The following is a 22,973-nucleotide window of genomic DNA, read 5'->3' on the forward strand; positions in this document are numbered from 1 at the left end:
TGGTGCCGCCGCGTTGCGGCAGGGCTCTACTGTGACGGTGTGCTTCTGGACGTGAACGTCACCTTTGGGGCGGTACTCGCCGTCCTGCTCGCCTTCGCCGCAAGTGTCGTCGCCCTCGCGCACCTCGGCCGGGCCCGCGACACCCTGTTCGCCGGGGCGCGCGCCGCCGTCCAGCTGGTCGCCGTCTCGCTCGTCATCGGGTGGGTCGTCCGCTCCGTACCGCCGCTGCTCTGCTTCCTGCTCCTGATGTACGCGGTGGCGGTACGGACGGCGGGGCGGCGGGTCGTGCCCGCGCCGGGCCGCGGCTGGTGGTGGGCGGGCGTGCCGATCGCGGCCGCCGTCGCGCCGGTGGTCCTCGCGCTCGTCGTCACCGGACTCGTACCGGTGAAGGGGATCGCCCTCGTGCCCGTGACCGGCATCCTCGTCGGTGGCGCGCTCACGGCCACCGTCCTCGCGGGGCGGCGCGCGCTCGACGAGCTGGAGACGCGGCGGGGCGAGGTGGAGGCGGGCCTGGCGATCGGGCTCGTCGCGCGCGAGGCGCGGCTCGAAGTGGCGCGGAAGGCGGCGGCGGACGCACTGCTCCCCGGCATGGACCAGACGCGCACGGTGGGTCTCGTCACGCTGCCGGGGGCCTTCGTGGGCATGCTGCTCGGCGGCGCGTCACCGCTGCACGCGGGCGCCGTCCAGCTCTTCGTGCTCATCGCGCTGCTCGCGGTGCAGGCGGTGGCCGCCGCGACCACCCTGGAGCTGGTCGCGCGCGGCCGGATCACCCGGGAGGCGAGGGAGGGGGAATCTGTGCCGGGGCGGTCGGGGTGATCGTGCCTGGCGGGGGAGGGGGAACCTACGCCGGGGCGGTGAGGGTGATCGTGCCGTCCGGTGCCGCCTCGACCCGCAGACGGGTGAGGTCCTCGACGTGGATGTCGGGGGCGAAGGCCGCCGCGCGCGGGCCGACGCCCACGATCCGCATGCCGGCCGCGCGGCCGGCCTGGATGCCGGCCTCGGAGTCCTCGAAGACGACGCAGTCCGCCGGGGCGAACCCCAGCTCCGCCGCACCCTTGAGGAAGCCCTCCGGGTCCGGCTTGCTCGCGCCGACGGACTCCGCGGTGACCCGGGTCGCGGGCATCGACAGGCCGGCCGCACCCATCCGCGCCTGGGCGAGGGCCTCGTCGGCCGAGGTCACCAGGGCGAAGGGCAGCGCGGCGATCGCGGCCATGAAGGCGGGGGCGCCGGGGACGGGCACGACGCCGTCGAGGTCGGCGGTCTCCTCGGCGAGCATCACCCGGTTGTCGGCGTGGTTCTCCGCCATCGGGCGGTCCGGGAGCAGGACGGCCATCGTCGCGTACCCCTGGCGGCCGTGGACCACCTTGAGGACGGCGTCCGCGTCGAGGTCCTGCCGCTCGGCCCAGCGGCGCCAGCAGCGCTCGACGACGGCGTCCGAGTTGACGAGGGTGCCGTCCATGTCGAGGAGGAGGGCGCGGGCGGTGAGCTGTGCCGGGGTGGTGGCGGCCATCGGGTCTCCAGGGAGGGGTGCGGAGAACGAAGCGGTCCCGCCCGCCGGTCAGGGAGTACGGGCGGGGCCACTTTGTTTTTCTACGATACAAAACCGGAGGCCGTCTTGGCCAGCCGGTCCCGCCCGCAGCGCCGCCCGTCCCGTCAGAGCCAGGTGCTCCGCTCCAGCGCCTCGCGCGTGGCGGGGCCGTACACGCCCTTCGGGTCCTCCTCGATGAACATCCAGGACTGGTAGCTCTTCACCGCGCGCCAGACTCCCTGTCCGTACTCCCCGTCGATGGGGCCGTGATAGGCCCCCGCGAGCGTCAGGCGCTGCTGGAGCTCCTCCACCTCGGGGCCGCTGGAGCCGTAGCTCAGCGTCGCCACGGACTCCTCGGTCTCCTCCGGCTGGGCCGGCTCCTCGGGTGCCTGTGTGGTGGGCGGTGCGGCCGTCGCCGGTGCGGTCGTCGGCGCCGCGGTCGTGGGGGCGGCCGTGGTGGTGGCGGCCGGAGGGGCCGCCGCGCCGGTCGTGGCGCCGGTGGGCGGGGCGGTCCGGGAGGCGGAGGGGGTGGAAGCGGCGGACGGGGAGGCGGACGTGGCCGTCGGGCGTACGGACGGGGACGACGAGCTCGGCTCCGGGGTCTCGGAGGAGGCGGAGGGGGACGGGGCCTCCGACACGGCGACGTTCAGGGAAGCGCTGGTGGTGATCTCCAGGCCGGTCGCCCGGTCGTCGCTCTCGTCCCCACCGCCGAGGACGGCCGCGGCGAGGGCGGCGGTGCCGACGACGGCGACCGCGGTCACCGCCGCGACGACCATGCCGCGCCTGCGCCCGCGCGCCTGCGCGCGATCGTCGGCCGGGCCGGCGGCGCGGTCGATGCGGCCGATGCCGTGCAGCAGCAGGGGCATCGTCTCGGAGGGGTCGCCGTCTCCCGGACCCGCGTGGAGGTCGGTGTCGAGTTCCGCCGGGGCGTGCGGGTCACCGTACGGGCCGTGGTGCGAGTCGGTGTACGGGACGGAGCGGGTGTCGCCGTACGGGTCGGCGGCGTACGGGTCGGGCTGGGCGGCCGGGTACGGGGGCGTCGGGCCGTCCGGGCGGATCGCCGTCAGTTGGGTCGTCGGCGGATCCTCCGGCGCGTAGTGCCCCGAGGCGCTCGCGGGTCCCGAGGCGCCCGCAGGCCCCCCGGTCGCCGCGTTCCCCTCGGGCTCCGTCGTGTCCAGGGTCACGTACGGCCTGATCCGGAGCGGGTCGAAGTCCTCGGCCGCTGCTATCTGCGCCTGGGTGCAGGCGCAGCCAGGTCTTTGTGCACCGCATTCAGGACAGGTGTGTCCGATCATGATGGGTCCCCTCCCCGAGACAACTGCGAGCGATTATGCAGCCCGCCCCTGTTCGATGAGTGAACGGCGTCACCTTCCGGCGGGCCATATCGGGACATTCGGATCGGGGTGGAGGTGTCGTCCGGGAGCCGCAGGAGGGGCGCCCGTGCCCGCCCGAACCGCCCCGCAATCATCGGGCGTGAGTCCCGACTCGACGGCCGCAAACCCTCTATGACGGTTGCTCAGGGGCTCTCAGTAGGCTGTCCCCTCCAAGATCGCATCACAGGGGGATGGGCAGGATGAACACCGAGGATCCACGTCACGCGAACAACCCGTACGGCGGACAGGGCGGACACGGCGGATATGTGGCGAACGGCGCGTACGGTACGCAGATACCGCCCGCTCCGGCTCGCGCGACCGCGAACCGAGGGGCCTGGATCGGTGCGGCGGCCACGCTGGTGGCGGCGGTCATCGGCGTCGTCGGCGCGTACCTGGTGAGCAGCAACAACAACGGCAACGCGAACCCCGCTCCGCCCGCCGCGCAGGGTCCGGCGACCGGGACCACCAGCCCCGGGGAAGGGGTCCAGGGTGGTGACAAGGCTCCCTCGGACTCGTCGGAGAGCCCGGAGGCCACCCAGTCCTCGGAGGCCGCGGAGTCCTCGGAGCCCCCGGCTCCCGTGACCCCCTCCGGGAAGCCGGCCGGCACCGTCGAGTGGCAGGGCGCCCTGGCACTCACGTACGCGGAGAACAAGGACCTGGACTCCACGCCCCCCGTCCACTCCGGGATCAACGTGGAGAACGACGTCTCCATCTACACGTTCGGCACGTCCCCGAGGATGCAGCTCGGGAACGGGGTCAAGTCGCTGGTGTGGAAGGACGCGTCGAAGGTGCCCGCGTACGCGGACTGCGCCGGTGTCGTCGACACCCTGGGCACCTCGACGGAGGTGAACCTGAAGACGGGCCTGGCCCTCTGCGTGAGCACGAACGACGGGCGGCTCGCCCGGCTCACCGTCAAGGAACTGAGCGGGCTGGCCTCCGACACGACCGGCATCTTCGACGTCGTCGTCTGGAGCCGCTGAACCGCCGCTCGAAGAGCCCTCGGTCCGGGAGGCCGGGGTTCAGAGCTCCTTGCCGTACCAGACGTCCATGTACGGGCCCGAGCAGTACGCCGGGATCTCGACGTACCCGTGCCGTGTGTACAGGGCGCGAGCCTCGACCAGGTCCAGGCGGGTGTTGAGGACCATCCGGCGGGCGCCGAGGCCGCGCGCCGCGTCCTCCAGCTCGCCGAGCAGGGCCCCGGCCCCGCCCAGGCCGCGGAAGGCGTGGCGCAGGAAGACCCGGGTCAGCTCGGCGCGTTCGCCGTCGAGCACCAGGACCCCGCCGCAGCCGGCCGCCTTGCCCTCGTACCGCGCGACGAGGAACTGCCCGGTCGGCGGGGTGAGCAGCTCGACCCCGTCGTTCGTGAGGCCCTCGTCGATCTCCGCGACGGTCGCGGGCCGCTTCCAGTACCGGCTGGCGACGTCGTCGTAGTAGTCGCGGCGCAGGGCGGCGGCGTCCGGGGTGTCGACGGGCTCGGGGGAGAAGTTCCAGGTCATGCGCGCCATTGTGCGGCGCGCACGACCCGGGACGCAGCTCAGTTCTTCGGGGACGCCTGCTGGACGACCTCGAACGACCAGAGGGTGGACCCGGTGGCGGCCGGCTTCGGCCGCTCGCCGCCCTCGCCGCCGGCACCGCTGCCGCCGCCCCCGTGCGCGGCCTTCATCGAGCCGTTCATCCAGTTCTGGAAGTCCTCCTCGCTGCGCCAGCGGGTGTAGACGAGGTACTGGTCGGTGCCCTCCAGCGGGCGCAGCAGCTCGAACCACTCGAAGCCGTCGGAGCCCTCCACGGCCCCGGCGCGGGAGGCGAAGCGCTGCTCCAGGACCTCGCGCTGCTCGGCCGGAACGGTCAGGACGTTGATCTTCACCACGCTGGGCACTCGACACCTCTCAAGACGTACGTAGGTGTCTGCAGTCTCCTACACCGACCTGTCGGGACGGCGTGAGGACGGTCCCGGGCGCGGTCATGATGGTGACGACACGACACGTGCGAGACGCACGAACAGGGGGCGGGACATGGCCGGGTTCGAGTCGGTGGCCGGTGCGGACGCGGTACGGGAGCTGGCGGCGCGATGGCTGCCACGGCTCGGGGACGGGGACTTCGCCGTGTCGCCCGTCGGGCTGTGGACGGCTCTCGCGGCCGTGGCCTCCGGGGCCCGGGGGCGGACCGGGGAGGAACTGGCGGGGCTGCTCGGAGTCGAGGGGGAGGCCGCGGCCCGGGCCGTGACCGAGGCCGGGCGCCGGCTCGGCGGGACGGGCGGGGTCGCGGTGGCGACCGGGGTGTGGAGCACGATGCCGGTGCTCGAATCCTTCAAGCGGGGGCTGCCCGACGTGGGGTTCGGGGTGCTGCCGGGAGCGGCGTACCACGCGCTGCCCGACTGGGTCTTCGGCGCGACGGACGACATGTCCTTCGGGGAGCTGCCCGACGCGCAGGAGGAGCTCGACGCGTGGGTCCGGGCCACCACCGGCGGGCGGATCCCGCGGCTGCCGCTCGCTCTCGAAGGGTCCGAGGACCTCGTCCTGGTCAACGCCCTCGCCCTGAAGGCCTCCTGGCTGACCGCCTTCCCCGGGCACCTCACCCGGGACGAGCCCTTCACCGACGGGGACGGCGGCACCAGGCCCGTACCGACCATGCGGCAGCGGATTCCCGCCGGGTGGGTGTGGCGCGTGGGCGAGGTGGTGGTCGTCGAGCTGCCGTGCGCAGCGAACGGTGACGGGAGCCGGAGTGCCCGGGTGCGGTTCGTGCTGGGGGCGGAGGGCGACGGGCCCGGCGAGGTGCTGCCCGCCGCCTGGGCCGGGGCCGGTGAGCGTGTGCCGCTCGTGGCCGACTCGGCCGATCTCGCGCTGCCGCGCTTCACGCTCCGGACCAGGACCTTCGCCCACCGCCATCTCGACGCCCTCGGCGTCCGCCTCGCGCTGGGGCCCGAGGCCGACTTCTCCGGGATCTCCGCCGCCGACATGTACATCGACAAGGTCGTGCAGGAGGCGGTGGTCGAGGTCGCCGAGGAGGGCGTCGAGGCGGCGGCCGTCACCCAGGTGACGATGACCCGCAGCGCGGCCGTGCCCCGCCCCACGGTGGTCGAGCGGATCGCCTTCGACCGCCCCTTCGGGGTCGTCGTCCTCGACGGGACGGCGGAGGTGCCGCTGTTCGTGGGGTGGCGGCGGAGCGCGCCGGCGGGGCCGGAGGCCCAGGGCCTGTCCCTGCCCTGATCCGCCGGACGACTCCTAGCCGACCACGCGGGCCAGCAGCAGGCCGTCGTGGCCCTTCGAGCCGACCGTCTGGAACGCGGTCGCGTCCAGGCGCGGTTCGCGGGCCACGAGTTCGAACATCTCGCGGGTGCCCGTGATCGCCGGGTCGTCCGGGTGCGCGGTGGCGACCTTCCCGCCGCGCACCACGTTGTCGACGATGATCAGCGTGCCCGGGCGGGACAGCTTCAGTGCCCATTCCACGTATCGCGGGTTGTTGACCTTGTCCGCGTCCGCGAAGACCAGGTCGAAGGGGCCCGCGCCCTCCTCCTCCAGGCGCGGCAGGGTGTCCAGGGCCGCGCCCGTGCGGACCTCGACGACCTTGTCGAGGCCGGCGCGGGCGATGTTGGCGCGGGCGACTTCCGCGTGGGCGGGGTCGTACTCCAGGGTGATCAGCCGGCCGTCGGCGGGCAGGGCGCGGGCCAGCCAGATCGTGCTGTAGCCGCCGAGGGTGCCGATCTCCAGGATGTTCCGGGCGCCCAGTGTCACGGCGAGCAGGTGCAGCAGCTTGCCCTGGTTCGGGGCGACCGCGATCTCGGGCAGGCCGGCCGCCGTGGACGCGGCGAGCGCGTCGTTCAGCGCCTCGTCCGCCGGGACGAGCAGCTCGGTGATGTAGTGGTCCACATCGCCCCATCCAGGGCTTTCCTGATGATTCGTCATACGGTGGAACGTACACCCGGGGCGGGGTGGGAGCGGCGCCTCGACGCCCGTACGGCGAGGAGCGTCGCCGCCGTCGCGAGCAGTGCGCCGCCGCCGACCGTCACCAGCCATACCGGGACGTTGCCGATCGTCAGCAGGCGGTCGTTGTAGTCGATCTCGCGGTACGGGGTGTCGGCGACCGTGCGGAGGTGGTGGTCGTCGTCGATGCGGTCCGGGTGGGGGAACTCCTGTTCCAGGGCGGTCAGATGGACCGGGGCGCCGCCGGTGAGCCGGGAGAGGGCGGCGCTCTCGTCGCCGTCGATCCGGCCCGCGAAGGTCACCTCGGGTCGGTCGCCGCCGATGGGGGAGCGGGGCTCCATCCGGTGGTCGGCGAGGACGTACAGGCCGAGCGTCTGCGGTGTCCGCGCGAGCCGGGACAGCCGCATGGGGTAGACGAGCTCGGAGGAGGCGAAGTCGATCCGCAGCGGGGACAGCTCGCCCTGGAGGGAGGCGCCCTTCTCCCGCGGGGCGAGGCGGACGGCGACGTACTCCCACTTCCGGTCCACGTACGGCCGGAGCGCGCCGGGGAGCCGTTCGGGCAGCTCGAAGCCGTTGGCGTGCAGCCAGTCGCCGAGCGCGTCGGGGTCGGTGGCGGTCAGCCGGGCCACGTCGAAGGGGCCGAGCCGTTCGCGGCCGACGACGCCGACGCCGGGGGCCGCGCCGGGCGGTGCGGCGGCCGCCCCGTCGCCGTACGAGCGGTCGAAGGGCCAGTCGCCCTCCCGCGGCCAGAAGTAGTACCGGTCGCGCTCCTCGGGCGCGGTGAGCGATTCGAGCGTGTCGAAGAGGGCCGGGTCGCCGAGGGTGACCTCGGCGCGGCTCGGTACCGGCATGATCCAGGCGGCCTGCCTGGCGTTCCCGTGCACGTTGAAGCGCATGACGACGGTCTCGGTGCGGCCGTCCCAGCGGACGGCCGACTCCTCCCGGTCGACGCCGATGCGCTCGGAGCTGTCCGGGATCATCGCGCCGCAGCCGCAGGCGTACGCCGGCGCGACGAGCGAGCCGATCTGGAGCGCGAGCAGCGCGACGAGCGTGGTCAGGATTCTGGTGGCCGGATTGCTTCTGTGTGTCCCCCGCATGTGGGGTCGGACGCGGCCGGTGCCCTTCCGGTTCCGGCCGCTCGCCGCTCCGGGGATCCCCGGCCGCTCTCCGCCCCTGGGATCCCCGGCCGGCCCCGCTCCTGGGACCCCGGGCGCTCCCCGCCGCCCAGGATCAGGCCGACGTGCGGACCCTGAGTTCCTTCACCCCGTTCAGCCAGGCCGCCCGCAGCCGGCGGGGTTCGCCCGCGAGCGTGAGGTCGGGCAGGACGTCCGCGACCGCGTTGAAGATCAGGTCGATCTCCTTGATCGCGAGTGCCTTGCCGAGGCAGAAGTGTGGTCCGCCGCCGCCGAAGCCCAGGTGCGGGTTGGGGTCGCGGGTGATGTCGAAGCGCTCGGGGTCGGTGAAGACCTCGGGGTCGTTGTTGGCGGAGGAGTAGAAGAGGCCGACGCGGTCGCCCGCGCGGATCTTCTGTCCGCCGATCTCGGTGTCCTGGGTCGCGGTCCGCTGGAAGGAGACCACCGGGGTCGCCCAGCGCACGATCTCCTCGGCCGTGGTGGCGGGCCGCTCCCGCTTGAAGAGCTCCCACTGGTCGGGGTGGGTGAGGAAGGCGTGCATGCCGTGGCTGATGGCGTTGCGCGTGGTCTCGTTGCCGGCGACGGCGAGCAGCAGCACGAAGAAGCCGAACTCGTCGGAGGAGAGGTTGCCCTGGCCTTCGGCGGCGACGAGCTGGCTGACGATGTCGGCGGCCGGACACTCCTTGCGGGCGGCTGCCATGTTCATCGAGTAGCCGATGAGTTCCATGGCGGCCTCGGCGCCGATCTCCTCGGTGATGGCGTACTCGGGATCGTCGTACGCGATCATCTTGTTCGACCAGTCGAAGATCCGGGAGCGGTCCTCCTGGGGTACGCCGATGAGCTCGGCGATGGCCTGGAGGGGCAGTTCGACGGCGACCCGGGTGACGAAGTCGAAGGTGCCGTCGGGGCCGGTGCTCTGCCGCGCCTCCTCGGCGATGGCGCGGGCGCGGTCGCGCAGGGCGGTCTCCAGGTTCCGGATCGCCCGGGGGGTGAAGCCGCGCTGGACGATCTGGCGGACCCGGGTGTGCTCGGGCGGGTCCATGTTGAGCATGATCATCTTCTGGACCTCGATCTGCTCCCGCGTGATGTGCTCGTTGAAGCGGATCACGGCGGTGTTCGCGTTCGAGGAGAAGAGCTCGGGGTGCGTCGAGACGTACTTGACGTCCGCGTGACGCGTGACCGCCCAGTACCCCTCGTCCTCGAAGCCCGTGATGCCGGCCGGCTGGGGGCACCACCACACGGGTGCGGTCTGCCGCAGCTGGGCGAACTCCGGGAAGGGTATGCGTGTACGGAGCAGGTCGGGGTCGGTGGCGTCGAACCCTTCGGGGAGATGGGGGCAGGGCATCGGCAACACGCTCCATTATCTGATGGCCCATCAGAAACTGCCGGGAAAGTTAGTAACGACTTCGCCAAGTAGCAAGAGGCGGGGCGAGAACTGTTGCGTCCCGGACCCTTGCGTACCCGGGGTAGCAGTCATAAGACTGCACTCAGAACTAGAACGCGTACTAGTTCCCCCGGGACGCCGACCGGACGAGGTGCCGGGACACCCCGACCGGTCGAGGAGAGGACGAGCTCATGGCCGCGGAACCCGTCATCGTCGAAGCCGTACGCACCCCCATCGGCAAGCGCGGAGGCGCGCTCGCCAACCTCCATCCCGCCTACCTCCTGGGCGAGACCTACCGTGAACTCCTCGGCCGCACCGGCATCCACGCCGACTGCGTCGAGCAGATCGTCGGCGGTACGGTCACCCACGCCGGCGAGCAGTCCATGAACCCGGCGCGCACCGCCTGGCTCACCATGGGCCTCCCCTACGAGACGGCCGCCACCACCGTCGACTGCCAGTGCGGCTCCTCGCAGCAGGCCAGCCACATGGTCGCCAACATGGTCGCGGCCGGCGTCATCGACGTCGGCATCAGCTGCGGCGTCGAGGCCATGTCCCGCGTCCCGCTCGGTTCCGGTTCCAAGCACGGCCCCGGCAAGCCGTTCCCCGACGAGTGGAACGTCGACCTGCCCAACCAGTTCGAGGCCGCCGAGCGCATCGCCCGCCGCCGCGGCCTCACCCGCGAGCGCGTCGACTCCCTCGGCCTCCTCTCCCAGGAGCGGGCCGCGGTCGCCTGGGCCGAGGAGCGCTACAAGCGCGAGACCTTCGCCGTCCAGGTCCCCACCACGGAGGCCGAACAGGCCGCGGGACAGGGCATGTGGCGGCTCGTCGACCGCGACGAGGGCCTGCGCGACACCAGCATGGAAGGCCTGGCCCGGCTCAAGCCCGTCATGCCGACCGCCGTCCACACCGCCGGGAACTCCTCCCAGATCTCCGACGGAGCCTCCGCCATCATGTGGGCCTCGAAGCGCATGGCCCGCGCCCTCAAACTCCGCCCGCGCGCCCGCATCGTCGCCCAGGCCCTCGTCGGCGCCGACCCGCACTTCCACCTCGACGGACCGGTCGACGCGACGCGGGCCGTTCTCGGCAAGGCCGGCATGTCCCTCAAGGACATCGACCTGGTCGAGATCAACGAGGCCTTCGCGTCGGTGGTGCTGAGCTGGGCACAGGTCTTCGACCAGGATCTGGAGAAGGTCAACGTCAACGGCGGCGCCATCGCCCTCGGTCACCCGGTCGGAGCCACGGGCGCCCGGCTCATCGCCACGGCCCTGCACGAACTGGAGCGCACCGACAAGGAGTTCGCGCTCATCACCATGTGCGCCGGCGGCGCGCTGGCCACCGGCACCATCATCCAGCGGCTCTGACCGCTTCCGTCTCCCCGACGAGATCCGCGAGGTACGCGGCGGCCGAAGGCGACTCCTGGGCCAGGGCCGCCGCCTGCCCGGCCCACAGGTTCACGTACTCGGGCCGGTCCTGCGCGGCGGCGGCCCGGCGGATGGGCTGCATCAGGGCGTTCTGCACGGGGTACGGCGGCACGTGGTCCTCGTGGGCCGCCATGTCCCGGACGAAGCGGTTCGGGATGCCCCGGGCCGTGCGACCGGAGAAGAGCCTGGTCAGCACGGTCGTCCGGGCTTCCGGGGTGCCGAGGGTCCGCCGGTGGGCCTCGCTCGCCCCCGACTCGCGGGCGGCGAGGAAGCCCGTGCCGATCTGGACGGCGTCCGCGCCGAGGGCGAGGGCGGCGGCGATCCCGCGCCCGTCGGCGATCCCGCCCGCCGCGAGGACGGGGACGGCCACCGCGTCCGCCACCTGCGGGACGAGGGAGAAGGTGCCGACCAGGGACTCCCTTACCGGCCGGAGGAAGGCACCCCGGTGGCCGCCCGCGTCGCTGCCGGAGGCGACGACCGCGTCCGCCCCGGCCCGCTCCAGGGCCACGGCCTCGTCGACGGTCGTCGCCGTGCCCACCACGACGATCCCGCGCCGCCGGGCCTCGGTGACGAGCCGGCGCGGCGGCAGGCCCATGACCAGGCTGATCACCGGCGGGGCCGCCGCGAGCAGGGCGTCGAGCTGCTCGTCGAAGTCCGGCCACGCCCGTACGTCCCCGGCGCTGGGCGGTCGTACACCCAGCTCCTCGTAGTACGGCCGCAGGCGCTCGATGTGTTCGGCGAGCGCGGGGGTGGGGAGCTCCTCGCCCTCCTGCGGGACCCAGAGGTTCACGGCGAACGGCCGGCCGGTGGCGGCGCGGAGCCGGGCCACGAGCGCGGTGATCTCCTCAGGGGTGTGGATGTGTGCCCCGTACGAGCCGAGGCCACCGCCCTCGGACACGGCGGCCGCGAGCGCGACGGAGGACAGGCCGCCGCCGAAGGGGCCCTGGACGACGGGGAGCGCGGTGCCGACGAGCTCGCCGAAGCGGCCGGGAGCGAGTGCGCGCCGCTCGGCGGGGGGCTGGGGCAGGTGCTGGGGCAGGTGCGGGGTGGGTACTGCGGACATGGGCAGCCTCCGGCGTCGTCGCGGCGGGATCCTTGTTCCGCCGACATCGCAAGACACTAGACGACCGGTCTACTAAATTTCCATCGCGGAAAACGCCGCAGGCCCCGCCCCTCCGAGCGGAGGGCGGGGCCTTGCGGGTGCGCGGTGCGGCGGCAGGGACTCTTAGTACCAGCCGTTGGCCTGCCAGAACGCCCAGGCGGCGTTCGGGGAGCCGTAGCGCTCGTTCATGTAGTTCAGGCCCCACTTGATCTGCGTGGCCGGGTTGGTCTTCCAGTCGGCACCGGCCGAGGACATCTTCGAGGCCGGCAGGGCCTGGACCAGGCCGTAGGCGCCGCTGGACGAGTTGGTGGCGGAGGGGTTCCAGCCGGACTCGTGCGAGACGATCTTGCTGAAGGCCGCGTACTGCGAGGCGGGGACGATGTCACGAGCGAGCTCCTGCGGGCTGGCGGCCGAAACCGAGCCCGTCGTGCCGAGCACCGCACCCGACGCACCCAGCAGCACGGCTGCGGTGGCGGCGAAGGTCTTCTTGCGGGCGGCGACACGAGTGGTGAGCGAGCGGATCAACGTTTCTACCTAACTTCGGGAACAAGGGCCGCGCCGGGCGATTCGGGCAAGCCGGAACCAGAGCCCGGGAGTCCCGGGAACTGGGGGGAACCGGCCGACCGAGGCGCTGTGGTGAGCACCGGCTGCCTGGCGACGTCCTCAACAAAACCAGGGCCCGGGCATCGACGCAACGACCCCCTGTACGAGGAAGGTTCGGACCCGGGCGGAAGGCCCCTGGGGGTGGGGGTGGGATGTTTCCGCAGGTCATGTCGCGATGTAGGGCGGTTTGGGTGGGTCCGTCCGACTACTATTTCGGCTCGTACGTGACGTAGGTCCTGTGGGCCGCCTCACCCGGAGCGCCCCTTTTCGGGCCTTCGAATGTGACCTGGGCCTCGAAGTTCGCCCGGCGAGTGGCACGGCGCAGTGCCTTCAGAAGCGTGGATCCGATGGTGAGCGTGAGGACGACGGTCAGGGCGGCGCGGCCGAGGTCCCAGCCGAGGGAGGTGGCGACGACATAGGCCAGGAAACGGACGAGGTTCTCGGGGAGCGGGGCGCCCGGATCGAAGGAGATCCCGCTGCTCAGGCCCTGGAGCAGGACCCAGCCCTGGAGGTTCATGACCGTTCCGTACGCGAACGCCGCCACGAAGCCGTACGCGGAGAGCATCAGCAGCTCACCCCGGCCCCGGAGCCTCTGCGGGGCGGGCAGGAGCCCGGCGCCCATCGTGAACCAGCCCATCGAGAGCATCTGGAACGGCATCCAGGGGCCCACCCCGCCGGTGAGCAGGGCCGACGCGAACATCGTCACCGAGCCGAGGACGAAGCCGAAGCCCGGCCCGAGGACCCGGCCGCTCAGCACCATCAGGAAGAACATCGGCTCCAGGCCCGCCGTACCCGCCCCGAGCGGGCGGAGCGCGGCCCCCACGGCGGCGAGCACCCCCAGCATCGCCACCGCCTTCGCGTCCATCCCGCAGTCCGCGATCGTCGCGATCACGACCGCGACCAGGAGGGGGAGGAGGGCGGCGAACAGCCAGGGCGCGTCCCCGGCGTGCGAGGTGACGGCCGAGTCGGCGTCCGCGAAGAGCGGCCAGGTGAAGGCGGCGACCCCGATGAGGGAGACGAGGACCAGCGCGGTGACGGAGCGCGGGCCGAGCCGGACGGGGCGGCCGCTCGGGTGCTTCGCAGGGTGCTTCCCCGTGCCCTTCCCCGTGTGCTTCGCAGGGTGCTTCACAGCGCTGCCTCCACCTGCTCGACCGTGAGCCAGGGCTGCGGCGCGAGGATCTTGGCGACCTGCGGGGAGAAGGCGGGGGAGGAGACGACGACCTCGGCGGTCGGGCCGTCCGCGACCACCTCGCCGTCCGCGATGATCACCACCCGGTGCGCCAGCTCCGCCGCCAGCTCCACGTCGTGCGTGGCCAGCACGATCGCGTGACCGTCCGCCGCGAGCGCGCGCAGATGCGTGACGAGGCGGGCCTTGGCCGCGTAGTCCAGACCGCGCGTCGGCTCGTCGAGCAGGAGGAGGGGCGGGCGGCCGGTCAGGACCACGGCCAGCGCGAGCGCGAGCCGCTGCCCCTCGGAGAGGTCACGGGGGTGCGTGTCGTCCGCGACCCCCGGCAGCAGCTCGGAGACCAGCTCCCGGCAGGTCCCGGGCCGTGCGCCCGCGTCCGCGTCGGCCGCCGCGCACTCGGCGGCGACGGTGTCCGCGTACAGCAGGTCCCTGGGCTCCTGCGGGACGAGTCCGACCTGGCGGATCAGCTCGCGGGGGGTGGTGGTGTGGGGGGTGCGGCCGGCGACGTGGACGGTGCCGGAGGTGGGGGCGATCATGCCGACGAGGGTGGAGAGAAGGGTGGACTTGCCGGCGCCGTTCCGCCCCATGAGCGCGATGGTTTCGCCTGCGGCGACCTGGAGGCCGATGCGGCGGAGGGCCTCGATGCGGCCGCGCCGGACGCCGAGGCCTTCGGCGAGGACGAGGGGGGTGGTGGGGGAGGGGGTGGCCGGGGCGGTGGGGGTGCGGCGGCGTAGGAACGGGAGGATTCCCCCACCCCGCCCCTTCCCGAAACCGGGGGCTCCGCCCCCGGACCCCCGCGCCTCAGACGCCGGCGGGCCTGCATTTTCAGGGGCGGGGTACGGAAGAAGCCCCGCAGGGTCCCGCCCCTCCAGCCTCGACTTCAGCTCGCCCGACCTCCGCCGCGCGTCCCGCACCGTCAGGGGCAGTGGGTCCCAGCCCGCCAGGCGGCCGAGTGCGACCACCGGCGGGTGGACGGGCGACACCGCCATGATGTCCGCCGGCGCGCCCATCACGCCCTCCGGCAGAAGGACGACCTGGTCCGCGTACTGCACGACCCGCTCCAGGCGGTGCTCGGCCAGCAGGACCGTCGTGCCCAGGTCGTGGACCAGGCGCTGGAGCACCGCGAGGACGTCCTCCGCCGCCGACGGGTCCAGCGCGGACGTCGGCTCGTCGAGGACGAGGACCCTGGGGTGCGGGGTCAGGACCGAGCCGATCGCGACGCGCTGCCGCTGGCCGCCGGAGAGCGTGGCGATCGGGCGGTCGCGGAGTTCGGCGAGGCCCAGGAGGTCGAGCGTCTCCTCGACACGGCGCCGCATGACGGCGGGCGCGAGGCCCAGGGACTCCATTCCGTACGCGAGCTCGTCCTCGACCGTGTCCGTGACGAAGTGCGCCGACGGGTCCTGCCCGACCGTCCCCACCACGTCCGCCAGCTCGCGCGGCGGATGCGTGCGGGTGTCCCGGCCGTCGACGGTCACCCGGCCGGTCAGCGTGCCGCCCGTGAAGTGCGGGACGAGGCCGGAGACCGCGCCGAGCAGGGTCGACTTGCCGACGCCGGACGGGCCGACGAGCAGCACGAGCTCCCCTTCGGGGACGGTGAGGTCCAGGCCCCGCAAGGTGGGCTCGGCGTCCTCCTCGTACCTCACCGAGACGTTCTCGAAGCGGATCACGAGTTCTCAGTTCTCCTTCGGTACGGGGGCCACGAACGCCGGGACCAGGCCCACCAGGATCGAGACGGCCGGCCACAGCGGCAGCTCCGGCGCCTCCAGCGGGACGACCCCGGGGTGCAGCGCCTCCGGTGCGTAGGCGTTGGCCCAGATCATCAGGACCGCGACCGCCACCCCGGAGCCCGCGACCAGCCAGGCCCGTACGCCCCAGTGGTCGGGCCGGTACCGGGTCCGGACGGTCCGCAGCCCGCCGAGCCGGAGCCCCGCCATCGCCGCGAGGAGTCCGGCGCCCAGCAGCGGCAGCCCGTAGCCGGCGCCCTCCGCCGCGAGCAGGCCGTACGAACCGGCGCAGACGCCGAGCAGCCCGCCCAGCGTCAGCACGTTCGTCGTACGGCGTACGGACGCGGGGACCTGCGCCGTCCGGCCGTAACCCCGCGCGTCCATCGAGGCCGCCACCGCGATCGACCGCTCCAGGGCCCCTTCGAGCACCGGCAGGCCGATCTGGAGCACCGCCCGGACCCCGCCCGTGGGGCGGCCACGGAGCCGGCGGGCGGTCCGCAGCCGGACCACGTCGGCGACCATGTTCGGCGCGAAGGTCATCGCCACGACGACGGCGACCCCGGCCTCGTACAGGGCCCCCGGCAGCGACTTCAGCAGCCGCGCCGGGTTGGCCAGCGCGTTCGCCGCGCCCACGCAGATCAGCAGGGTCGCCAGCTTCGCCCCGTCGTAGAGCGCGAAGACCAGCTGCTCGGCCGTGACCCGTCCCCCGATCCGTACCCCTTGTGCCCACTCGGGCAGCGGCACCTCGGGCAGTGTGAACAGGACGTGCGTCCCCGGGATCGGGGAGCCGAGCAGCAGCGAGAAGACGACCCGCAGGAAGACGACGAACAGCCCGAGCTTCACGAACGCCCCGTACGAGCGCGCCCACGGCGCGTCCGTACGGCGGGCCGCCACGACATAACCGGCGACCCCGACCAGCAGGCCGAGCAGCAGCGGGTTGGTGGTGCGCGAGGCGGCGACGGCCAGGCCGAGTGCCCACACCCACCAGGCTCCGGCGTGGAGGGCGTTCGACCGGTTCGCCACGGGGGCCGTGAACGGCCGGCGGCTACGGGCGGGGCTCATGCGGGGCTCATCCGCGGCGGCGGGCCTTCCAGACCGCGGCGCCACCGAGCGCGAGCACGGCCGCGCCGCCGGCGAGCACGCCGAGGGACGGGCCGCCGCCGTCCTCCTCGCCGGAGGCGGGAGTGGTGGGGGCGGCGGAAGCGGAAGCCGAAGGGGAAGCGGACGGCGCGGTGGGGTGTTCCTCGCCCTCCGCGACCTGCTCGCCGCAGCCCCGCGCCGGATACCCGGCGATCCCGCACAGCATCGCCGCGCCGTCGTACCGCAGCGGCTTCGCCACCGCGGCCAGCGCCTCCGCGCCCGTCGCGTCCTCACGGACCTGCGCGCAGCCGCTCGTGACCGGCTTCGCCGGCGGCCGCTCGCCGGCCGGGGCGTCCTCCGGGCCGCCGAAGTCGACGACGACCGCGATGCGCTTGCTGCCGTCCTTCTTCTCCACGCCCGCGCAGATCCCCGAGAAGTCGGGGGCCGCGGAGGGGCGGGAGGTGTCGCTCGTGCCCTGGCTGAGCGCGAAGCGGAAGCCGATCGCGTCGCCGTCGGCGGGCCGGGCGGTGGCCGGTCCCTGCGTGGCGTAGGTCCAGGTCTTCCCGCCGTCGCTCTCCCAGAACGACCAGTAGCGGTAGCCCGCGGCCTGCGCCGGCGCCGCCGCGACGGCGGTGAGCGCGAGCACCGCCCCGGCCACGGCGGCACCGCTCAGGGTGGCGGCGCTCCGGGCGGTACCGCTCCGGGGGGCGGCGCCGCGGATCCTGCTTCTCGTCACTTCTTGCGGCCGCTCACGAGGAAGCCGATGCCGACGCCGACGACCATGCCGATGCCGATGATCCACCAGACGTCGAAGCCGCGCTCGTCGTCGCTCGTGGACGCGTCGGAGGTGTCCGGGCTCTTGGGGGCCGGGCCCAGGGCGTTCAGCTGCTCGACCAGGTCGGCCGAGCCGAACTCGCGCGGGTCGGCCTCCGTCGCGCGGGCGGTCAGGATCAGCTGCGCGTACGCGGCGGGGCCGCTCTCCTTCGCCCAGGCGGCGGAGTTCTTCTCCAGCCACTCCAGCGCGGGCTGCGCCTCCTTCGTCGCACCGGACGCGGCGAGCGCCAGGACCGCGTCGGCGGTGTTGCCGATGTCCGGCTTCTCCGTCGTGTCGGTGGCGCCGGGCATCGGCGGGGCGGTGAGGTGGCCGGTCTTCGCGAGGGCCTTGGCCAGGTAGGAGGCGCCGTTGAGCGCGGCCCGCTCGGCGGTCGGCTTCGGCAGGTCCTGGCAGGTCGGGGACTGCTCCGGGGAGGCCTTGGTGGAGACGACGCTCTTGCCGAGACCGGCGAGGGTGGCCGCGGCGGTGGCGTCCGCGTTGGCGAGGAGCTTGCCGGTCTTGTCGGGCTGGTACGCGAAGGCTCCGGCGCCGTCCTTGTCGGAGCAGGGCAGCGCGAAGGTGAGGAGCGCGTCGTAGGGGGTGCGGCCCTCGACGGAGGTGTAGGAGCCGGGCTTGATGCCGGTCGCGGCGAGGGCGCCGATGACGAGCGAGGTGGAGTTGGCGTCGCTGGGGCCGCCGGGGGTGTAGCCCCAGCCGCCGTCCTTGTTCTGCACGGACCGCAGCCAGTCGTCGCCGGCCTTGACGGCCTTGTCGACCTTCTCCGGGTCGGCGGACTCGCGGCGGACGGAGCCGAGCCCCTGGACCGCGAGGGCGGTGGCGTTGGTGTCGCGCATGGTCTTCGCGTCGCAGGGCTTCGCCGTGTCCGCGCGGTAGGCGCTGAAGGAGCCGTCGGCGCACTGCTGGCCGAGCAGCCAGTCCACGGCCTGGTCGGCGGGCTGGAAGCCGGCGCCGCGCTGGGCGAGGAAGGCGTACGACTGGCGCCACACACCGTCGTACGTCGGGTCCTTCGTGCCGTACAGACCACTGGAGGACCCGGACGCGGAAGCGGACGGCGAGGGAGCGGCGGCGGCCGGCAGGGCCAGGGCCGCTCCGGTGCCGAAGACGACTGCGGCGGCTGCGAGCGCGGCTGCGCTGCGGCGGACGGTGTTCATGGGGCCCTCTCCTGCGGCCGGGCACCGGCACGCCACAGGGGCACCAGGCTCCGGCTCCGTATTCCTCGACGGTGCCGGCGGTCACGTCCCGGACGGGGCAGTCCGACTCGCCGCCCCTGTGGAGGGGTGGCTCACGGTTGCGGGGTCAGTGCCGGATTCGCACCGGCTTCCCCCCATACGCGGGCATGATGACGACCCGCTCACTCTACCGGCCCGTATGCCCGCCGCCCGGGGGGTGCGAGGCGCCTCACACCTCGCCTCGCACGGCGCCTCACGCCCCCCGCCCCGTACGGCTCCTCACACCGCGACGTACGTGACCGGGGCCGTTCCCGTCACGGCCTCCGCGCGGCCCAGCTTCACCAGGCGGCGGACGTGGGCCTCGGCCTCGCTGACGGCGATGTTCCGGGAGCCGTGGGGGATCTCGGCCCAGGGGCGGTTCCACTCCATCCGCTCGGCGAGCTGCCAGGGGGTGAGCGGGGCGGCGAGCAGGGCGAGGAGCCCGGTGAGCCGTTCCTCGTGGTGGGTGAGGAGCTCGTCGACCCGGCCGGCGGCATCGGCGAAGGCGTACTGGTGGGCGGGGAGGACCTCGGCGACGCCGAGGCGGCCGATGCGTTCGAGCGAGTCGAGGTAGTCGCCGAGGGGGTCGGTCTCGTGGGCCTCGCCCGGGTTCTCGTACAGGCCGATGTGCGGGGAGATCCCGGGCAGCAGGTGGTCGCCGGAGAAGAGCCGGCCGTGACCCGGCAGCCCGGCCGGGTGCCGCTCCTCCAGGTGGAGGCAGACGTGGCCGGGGGTGTGGCCGGGAGTCCAGATCGCGCGCAGCCGCCGGCCGGCGAGGTCGAGGAGCTCGCCGGGGACGATCTCCCGGTCGGGTACGGCGGAGCGCAGCCCCGGAAGGGTCCGCATGCGGCCTGCGGCGCGGGCGGCCCGCAGCGGGGCGACGTGCTCCTCGGGGGCGCCGACGGCGGTCAGCTTCTGTGTCATGTAGTCGAGCCAGGTGCCCGGCTCGGCCTCGCGGGTGCGGCGGACGACGGCCGTGTCGGCGGCGTGCATGGCGATCCAGGCCCCGGACTCCTCGCGGACGCGGCCGGAGAGGCCGTGGTGGTCGGGGTGGTGGTGGGTGATGACGACCCCGTGGATCTCCTGGACCGAAAGCCCCAAGGCGCCGAGTCCGGAGGTGAGTTCGCTCCAGGAGGCCGGGTCGTCCCAGCCGGTGTCGACGAGGACGGGGCCGCGGTCGGTGTCGAGGACGTGGACCAGGGTGTGGCCGAGCGGATTGTCCGGGATGGGCACCCGCAGGGACCAGACGCCTCCGCCGTGCTCGGTCACCTGGGTCATGTGCCCTCATCTCTCCAAATAACTCGCGGAGCTTTCCCGACCGTTGCCCATGGTAACTAGAACTGGTATCAGTTCTGAAGCACCGTCAGAAAGTCACGGAACTTCTTCTCCTCGGGAGGCAGCGGTCATGACCGAGCTTGTGGAGCACGGAAAGCTGTTCATCGGCGGGGAGTTGACCGATCCTCTGGGCGACGCCGTCATCGAGGTGATCTCGCCGCACACCGAGGAGGTCATCGGCCGCGTCCCGCACGCCTCCGAGGCCGATGTCGACCGGGCCGTCGCCGCCGCCCGCCGGGCCTTCGACGAGGGGCCCTGGCCGCGGATGGCGCTGGAGGAGCGGATCGCCGTCGTCACCCGCATCAAGGACGCGATCGCCGCCCGCTACGAGGAGATCGCCCGCTCCATCAGCTCGCAGAACGGCTCCCCGTACTCCTGGTCCGTCCTCGCCCAGGCGCTCGGCGCGATGATGGTCTGGGACGCGGCGATCACCGTCGCCCGGGACTTCCCCTACGAGGAGCGGCGCGGCGGAGTGCTCGGCCCGCTGCTCGTGCGGCGCGAACCGGTGGGCGTGGTCGCGGCCGTCATCCCGTGGAACGTGCCGCAGTTCACCGCCGCCGCGAAGCTGGGGCCCGCGCTGCTCGCCGGCTGCACGGTCGTCCTCAAGCCCTCGCCGGAGGCGCCCCTCGACTCGTACATCCTCGCCGAGATCGCGGCCGAGGCGGGGCTGCCCGAGGGCGTGCTCAGCATCCTGCCCGCCGACCGCGAGGTCAGCGAGTACCTCGTCGGTCACCCCGGCGTCGACAAGGTCTCCTTCACCGGCTCGGTCGCGGCCGGCAAGCGGGTCATGGAGGTCGCCTCCCGCAACCTCACCCGGGTCACCCTCGAACTCGGCGGGAAGTCGGCCGCGGTGATCCTGCCGGACGCGGACCTGGACACCGCCCTCGCCGGGATCGTCCCGGCCGCCTGGATGAACAACGGCCAGGCGTGCGTCGCCCAGACCCGGATCCTCGCCCCGCGCTCCCGCTACGAGGAGATCGCCGAGGCCTTCGCGGCGGCGGCGGGCGCGCTCGTCGTCGGCGACCCCCTCGACCCGGCCACCCAGGTCGGCCCGCTCGTCGCCCGGCGCCAGCAGCAGCGCTCGCTCGACTACATCGGCATCGGCCAGGCGGAGGGCGCCAAGGTCCTCGCGGGCGGCGGACGCCCGGCCGGGCTCGACCGCGGCTGGTACGTCGAACCGACCCTCTTCGGCGGCGTCGACAACTCCATGCGGATCGCCCGCGAGGAGATCTTCGGCCCGGTCATCTGCCTCCTGCCGTACGAGGACGAGGCCGAGGCCCTGCGGATCGCCGACGACTCCGACTTCGGGCTCAGCGGCAGCGTCTGGACCGGGGATGTGGAGCGCGGCATCGACTTCGCCCGCGGGGTGCGCACCGGCACCTTCAACGTCAACACCTTCAGCCTCGACATGCTCGGCCCCTTCGGCGGCTACAAGAACTCCGGCCTGGGCCGCGAGTTCGGCCCGGAGGGCTTCGGCGAGTACCTGGAGCACAAGATGATCCACCTGCCGGCCGGATACGGGGACGCGTGATGGGGGACCGCTGGCACGTCGAGGTCGACCGCGGCGTCTGCATCGGCTCCGGCATGTGCGTCAACCACGCCCCGGCCGCCTTCCGTCTCGACACGGCCCGCCAGTCCCATCCCCGGGACCCGGAGACGGACGCCGGTGAACGCGTCCTCGCGGCGGCGGAAGGCTGCCCCGTGGAGGCCATCCTGATCACCTTGGCGGACGGCGGCGAGCCGGTGTTCCCACCCGAGGAGTAGCAGGTCAGGGCCTCGTGCGACACTCCCTCGGCACATCAGCAGAGGGAGTGGGGACGACATGCGCGGGACACGATGGGCGGCGGTCGCGGCCGGGGTGGGCGCGCTGGCGCTGCTCGGGACCGGGTGCGGGACCGGCGGAGTCGGGGAGAAGGCGGGTTCCCCGGACTCCGCCGGCTCCGCGCGCGCCGCGGGCTTCGGGCGGGAGGCCGCTCAGGCCGAGATCCGTACGGCCGTGGCCGGGGCGGGGCTGCCGGAGTCCGGCCTTCCGGAGCCGGGGGAGGCGAGCCCCACCGCCTCGGCCGGTACGGAACGGGAGCGGCTCGTCCGGCGGGCCGCCGCCTGCACCGCCGCCTGGCAGTACGTCGGGCCCGCGGTGGACGGGGCGCGGGGCAAGTTCGACCGGACGCTCGCCGCGCTCGTCCAGGAGGGCTGGAAGACCGGGAACCGGCAGGTGGAGAAGCTCGACGAGAAGGGTGGGACCTCGGCCGCCGTCACGCTCGAGAAGCGCGGCTGGACGCTGATGGCCCGTCATCACGCCTCGAAGACCGTGATGATGGACATGGTCTCCTTCCATGCGACGGAGGACGTGTGCATGAAGCGGTTCAGCGAGCGGGAGATGAAGCTCCTTTTCGAGGACGACAAGGGGTGACATGCGCCCCGCTCGTCACGCGCTGTCGTTCCCGCGTGCAAAACTGTGCCCTTGAAAACGGGGGCAAGAGGCCGTCGTACATGCGTATTTGGGAGTGTCGTGCGCAAGGCGAAGTGGGTGGCCGCGGCCGCAGGTGTGGTGCTGCTGGTCGCGGGCTGTGGCAGCGAGGGCGGTACGGACAAGGGCGGTTCGTCCTCGGCCGGTTCGACCACCACGGGTGGCTCCGGCGGGTCGAGTGACGCGAAGCTCGACGGGGCCGCGGTCACCAAGGAGCTGACCGACGCGGCGACGGGGGCCGGCTTCACGCAGGACGCCTCGGGCGAGCAGGTGCCGGCCGAGGTCAAGGACTGCATGGTCAGCTGGACGGCCGACGCCGAGAAGGCGGCGGACCCGGCGAAGTCCTACACGGACACCGTGGCGACCCTCACCAAGGGCGGCTGGACGGAGGAGCGCAGCTCCGGACAGGGCGGCTCGGTGATCAAGTCCCTGAAGAAGAGCAGCTGGCAGCTCCAGGCCAGCAACCACTCGCAGGGCCCGCTGAAGCTGGTCATGTTCGTCGCGGTCGACAGCGGCCCGGAGTGCGCTGCGGCCATCGCGAAGGAGAACGCGAAGGCCAAGCAGTAAGGACCCGATGCCGCTCGTGCCCCCGGAGCGTGAACCGCCGGGGGCGCGGGCGGTGTTCCTCGGCGGGCCGGCGGGCCCTGGCGGGGCGGGGCGGGCCCCGCCGG

Annotated in this window: 23 protein-coding genes and 1 riboswitch; of the genes, 8 read left to right on the forward strand and 15 right to left on the reverse strand. The window is 73.3% G+C overall.

Annotated features, from left to right (window positions below):
- Positions 1-39 precede the first annotated feature (39 nt).
- Entirely contained in the window at positions 40-816 is a 777-nt protein-coding gene (locus DEJ46_RS27905) for an ABC transporter permease (protein WP_150270692.1), read from the forward strand.
- A gap of 25 nt (positions 817-841) precedes the next feature.
- Here DEJ46_RS27905 and DEJ46_RS27910 read toward each other — a convergent pair whose 3' ends face one another.
- Positions 842-1,510, reverse strand: coding sequence for an HAD-IA family hydrolase (locus DEJ46_RS27910; protein ID WP_150270693.1), 669 nt, complete (start codon positions 1,508-1,510; stop codon positions 842-844).
- Positions 1,511-1,653: 143 nt separating this feature from the next.
- Positions 1,654-2,823 carry a peptidoglycan-binding domain-containing protein gene (locus DEJ46_RS27915; protein ID WP_150270695.1) on the reverse strand — a complete coding sequence of 390 codons (1,170 nt, stop codon included), beginning with the start codon at positions 2,821-2,823 and terminating at the stop codon, positions 1,654-1,656.
- Positions 2,824-3,101: 278 nt separating this feature from the next.
- Between DEJ46_RS27915 and DEJ46_RS27920 the strand changes: the two genes are divergently transcribed.
- Entirely contained in the window at positions 3,102-3,881 is a 780-nt protein-coding gene (locus DEJ46_RS27920; protein ID WP_190622933.1) for a hypothetical protein, read from the forward strand.
- Between the two features lie 39 nt (positions 3,882-3,920).
- On the opposite strand, the gene DEJ46_RS27925 is transcribed toward DEJ46_RS27920, so the two are convergent.
- Both DEJ46_RS27925 and DEJ46_RS27930 read right to left on the reverse strand, forming a co-directional pair.
- Complete coding sequence (locus tag DEJ46_RS27925; RefSeq protein ID WP_150270699.1) at positions 3,921-4,406, reverse strand: GNAT family N-acetyltransferase; 486 nt, start codon at positions 4,404-4,406, stop codon at positions 3,921-3,923.
- 29 nt (positions 4,407-4,435) lie between these two features.
- Positions 4,436-4,777, reverse strand: a complete 342-nt coding sequence (locus DEJ46_RS27930; protein WP_174867422.1) for an antibiotic biosynthesis monooxygenase family protein — start codon at positions 4,775-4,777, stop codon at positions 4,436-4,438.
- Positions 4,778-4,913: 136 nt separating this feature from the next.
- Here DEJ46_RS27930 and DEJ46_RS27935 point away from each other — a divergent pair, with 136 nt between their 5' ends.
- Entirely contained in the window at positions 4,914-6,107 is a 1,194-nt protein-coding gene (locus tag DEJ46_RS27935) for a serpin family protein (RefSeq protein WP_150270701.1), read from the forward strand.
- Positions 6,108-6,122: 15 nt separating this feature from the next.
- On the opposite strand, the gene DEJ46_RS27940 is transcribed toward DEJ46_RS27935, so the two are convergent.
- The 3 genes from DEJ46_RS27940 to DEJ46_RS27950 all read right to left on the reverse strand — a co-directional run bounded on the left by DEJ46_RS27940 (position 6,123) and on the right by DEJ46_RS27950 (position 9,299).
- The gene (locus DEJ46_RS27940) at positions 6,123-6,803 is read right to left on the reverse strand and encodes an O-methyltransferase (RefSeq protein WP_150270703.1); all 681 of its coding nucleotides are present in this window, start codon (positions 6,801-6,803) and stop codon (positions 6,123-6,125) included.
- Positions 6,800-7,918: a DUF2330 domain-containing protein gene (locus DEJ46_RS27945; protein ID WP_150270704.1), complete on the reverse strand. Its 1,119-nt coding sequence runs from the start codon at positions 7,916-7,918 to the stop codon at positions 6,800-6,802. Before DEJ46_RS27945 ends, DEJ46_RS27940 begins: the two co-directional genes overlap by 4 nt.
- 133 nt (positions 7,919-8,051) lie before the next feature.
- A complete protein-coding gene (locus DEJ46_RS27950; protein WP_150270706.1) occupies positions 8,052-9,299 on the reverse strand; it encodes a cytochrome P450 in 1,248 nt (415 codons plus the stop codon).
- A 230-nt stretch (positions 9,300-9,529) separates the two neighbouring features.
- Between DEJ46_RS27950 and DEJ46_RS27955 the strand changes: the two genes are divergently transcribed.
- Positions 9,530-10,699, forward strand: a complete 1,170-nt coding sequence (locus DEJ46_RS27955) for a steroid 3-ketoacyl-CoA thiolase (RefSeq protein ID WP_150270709.1) — start codon at positions 9,530-9,532, stop codon at positions 10,697-10,699.
- Here the strand turns inward: DEJ46_RS27955 and DEJ46_RS27960 are convergent.
- From DEJ46_RS27960 to DEJ46_RS27995, 8 genes are all read right to left on the reverse strand, one after another.
- Positions 10,683-11,822: an NAD(P)H-dependent flavin oxidoreductase gene (locus DEJ46_RS27960; RefSeq protein WP_150270711.1), complete on the reverse strand. Its 1,140-nt coding sequence runs from the start codon at positions 11,820-11,822 to the stop codon at positions 10,683-10,685. The genes DEJ46_RS27955 and DEJ46_RS27960 overlap by 17 nt on opposite strands.
- A gap of 162 nt (positions 11,823-11,984) precedes the next feature.
- Complete coding sequence (locus tag DEJ46_RS27965) at positions 11,985-12,386, reverse strand: transglycosylase SLT domain-containing protein (protein WP_150270713.1); 402 nt, start codon at positions 12,384-12,386, stop codon at positions 11,985-11,987.
- 286 nt (positions 12,387-12,672) lie between these two features.
- Positions 12,673-13,491: an ECF transporter S component gene (locus DEJ46_RS27970; protein ID WP_150274835.1), complete on the reverse strand. Its 819-nt coding sequence runs from the start codon at positions 13,489-13,491 to the stop codon at positions 12,673-12,675.
- A 98-nt stretch (positions 13,492-13,589) separates the two neighbouring features.
- A complete protein-coding gene (locus DEJ46_RS27975; RefSeq protein ID WP_150270715.1) occupies positions 13,590-15,317 on the reverse strand; it encodes an ABC transporter ATP-binding protein in 1,728 nt (575 codons plus the stop codon).
- A 6-nt stretch (positions 15,318-15,323) separates the two neighbouring features.
- On the reverse strand, positions 15,324-16,436 hold the full coding sequence (locus DEJ46_RS27980; RefSeq protein WP_150270717.1) for an energy-coupling factor transporter transmembrane component T: 1,113 nt from the start codon (positions 16,434-16,436) through the stop codon (positions 15,324-15,326).
- Positions 16,437-16,443: 7 nt separating this feature from the next.
- Positions 16,444-17,190, reverse strand: a complete 747-nt coding sequence (locus DEJ46_RS27985; protein WP_223835150.1) for an SCO2322 family protein — start codon at positions 17,188-17,190, stop codon at positions 16,444-16,446.
- The gene (locus DEJ46_RS27990) at positions 17,187-18,440 is read right to left on the reverse strand and encodes a prenyltransferase/squalene oxidase repeat-containing protein (RefSeq protein ID WP_150270719.1); all 1,254 of its coding nucleotides are present in this window, start codon (positions 18,438-18,440) and stop codon (positions 17,187-17,189) included. The genes DEJ46_RS27985 and DEJ46_RS27990 overlap by 4 nt, the downstream gene beginning before the upstream one ends.
- Before the next feature lie 95 nt (positions 18,441-18,535).
- Positions 18,536-18,613, reverse strand: a riboswitch (cobalamin riboswitch).
- A gap of 124 nt (positions 18,614-18,737) precedes the next feature.
- Complete coding sequence (locus DEJ46_RS27995) at positions 18,738-19,775, reverse strand: MBL fold metallo-hydrolase (RefSeq protein WP_150270721.1); 1,038 nt, start codon at positions 19,773-19,775, stop codon at positions 18,738-18,740.
- A gap of 127 nt (positions 19,776-19,902) precedes the next feature.
- On the opposite strand from DEJ46_RS27995, the gene DEJ46_RS28000 reads away from it, so the two are divergent.
- The 4 genes from DEJ46_RS28000 (at position 19,903) to DEJ46_RS28015 (ending at position 22,869) form a co-directional block, all read left to right on the forward strand.
- Complete coding sequence (locus tag DEJ46_RS28000; RefSeq protein WP_150270723.1) at positions 19,903-21,363, forward strand: aldehyde dehydrogenase; 1,461 nt, start codon at positions 19,903-19,905, stop codon at positions 21,361-21,363.
- Complete coding sequence (locus DEJ46_RS28005) at positions 21,363-21,596, forward strand: ferredoxin (RefSeq protein ID WP_150270724.1); 234 nt, start codon at positions 21,363-21,365, stop codon at positions 21,594-21,596. The genes DEJ46_RS28000 and DEJ46_RS28005 overlap by 1 nt, the downstream gene beginning before the upstream one ends.
- A gap of 58 nt (positions 21,597-21,654) precedes the next feature.
- Complete coding sequence (locus DEJ46_RS28010) at positions 21,655-22,245, forward strand: hypothetical protein (protein ID WP_150270726.1); 591 nt, start codon at positions 21,655-21,657, stop codon at positions 22,243-22,245.
- Positions 22,246-22,344: 99 nt separating this feature from the next.
- Positions 22,345-22,869, forward strand: coding sequence for a hypothetical protein (locus tag DEJ46_RS28015; protein ID WP_150270727.1), 525 nt, complete (start codon positions 22,345-22,347; stop codon positions 22,867-22,869).
- Positions 22,870-22,973: the final 104 nt, after the last annotated feature.

It is taken from the genome of Streptomyces venezuelae (assembly GCF_008642375.1).
In the GTDB taxonomy this organism is placed as follows: Bacteria; Actinomycetota; Actinomycetes; order Streptomycetales; family Streptomycetaceae; genus Streptomyces; species Streptomyces venezuelae_G.

What these genes read in the sequence shown, in the direction of transcription:
- DEJ46_RS27910 (WP_150270693.1), bottom strand. Translation starts at nt 1,510, where the DNA reads ATGGCCGCCACCACCCCGGCACAGCTCACCGCCCGCGCCCTCCTCCTC.
- DEJ46_RS27915 (WP_150270695.1), bottom strand. Translation starts at nt 2,823, where the DNA reads ATGATCGGACACACCTGTCCTGAATGCGGTGCACAAAGACCTGGCTGC.
- DEJ46_RS27920 (WP_190622933.1), top strand. Translation starts at nt 3,102, where the DNA reads ATGAACACCGAGGATCCACGTCACGCGAACAACCCGTACGGCGGACAG.
- DEJ46_RS27925 (WP_150270699.1), bottom strand. Translation starts at nt 4,406, where the DNA reads ATGGCGCGCATGACCTGGAACTTCTCCCCCGAGCCCGTCGACACCCCG.
- DEJ46_RS27935 (WP_150270701.1), top strand. Translation starts at nt 4,914, where the DNA reads ATGGCCGGGTTCGAGTCGGTGGCCGGTGCGGACGCGGTACGGGAGCTG.
- DEJ46_RS27940 (WP_150270703.1), bottom strand. Translation starts at nt 6,803, where the DNA reads ATGACGAATCATCAGGAAAGCCCTGGATGGGGCGATGTGGACCACTAC.
- DEJ46_RS27945 (WP_150270704.1), bottom strand. Translation starts at nt 7,918, where the DNA reads ATGCGGGGGACACACAGAAGCAATCCGGCCACCAGAATCCTGACCACG.
- DEJ46_RS27950 (WP_150270706.1), bottom strand. Translation starts at nt 9,299, where the DNA reads ATGCCCTGCCCCCATCTCCCCGAAGGGTTCGACGCCACCGACCCCGAC.
- DEJ46_RS27955 (WP_150270709.1), top strand. Translation starts at nt 9,530, where the DNA reads ATGGCCGCGGAACCCGTCATCGTCGAAGCCGTACGCACCCCCATCGGC.
- DEJ46_RS27960 (WP_150270711.1), bottom strand. Translation starts at nt 11,822, where the DNA reads ATGTCCGCAGTACCCACCCCGCACCTGCCCCAGCACCTGCCCCAGCCC.
- DEJ46_RS27980 (WP_150270717.1), bottom strand. Translation starts at nt 16,436, where the DNA reads ATGAGCCCCGCCCGTAGCCGCCGGCCGTTCACGGCCCCCGTGGCGAAC.
- DEJ46_RS27990 (WP_150270719.1), bottom strand. Translation starts at nt 18,440, where the DNA reads ATGAACACCGTCCGCCGCAGCGCAGCCGCGCTCGCAGCCGCCGCAGTC.
- DEJ46_RS27995 (WP_150270721.1), bottom strand. Translation starts at nt 19,775, where the DNA reads ATGACCCAGGTGACCGAGCACGGCGGAGGCGTCTGGTCCCTGCGGGTG.
- DEJ46_RS28000 (WP_150270723.1), top strand. Translation starts at nt 19,903, where the DNA reads ATGACCGAGCTTGTGGAGCACGGAAAGCTGTTCATCGGCGGGGAGTTG.
- DEJ46_RS28005 (WP_150270724.1), top strand. Translation starts at nt 21,363, where the DNA reads ATGGGGGACCGCTGGCACGTCGAGGTCGACCGCGGCGTCTGCATCGGC.
- DEJ46_RS28010 (WP_150270726.1), top strand. Translation starts at nt 21,655, where the DNA reads ATGCGCGGGACACGATGGGCGGCGGTCGCGGCCGGGGTGGGCGCGCTG.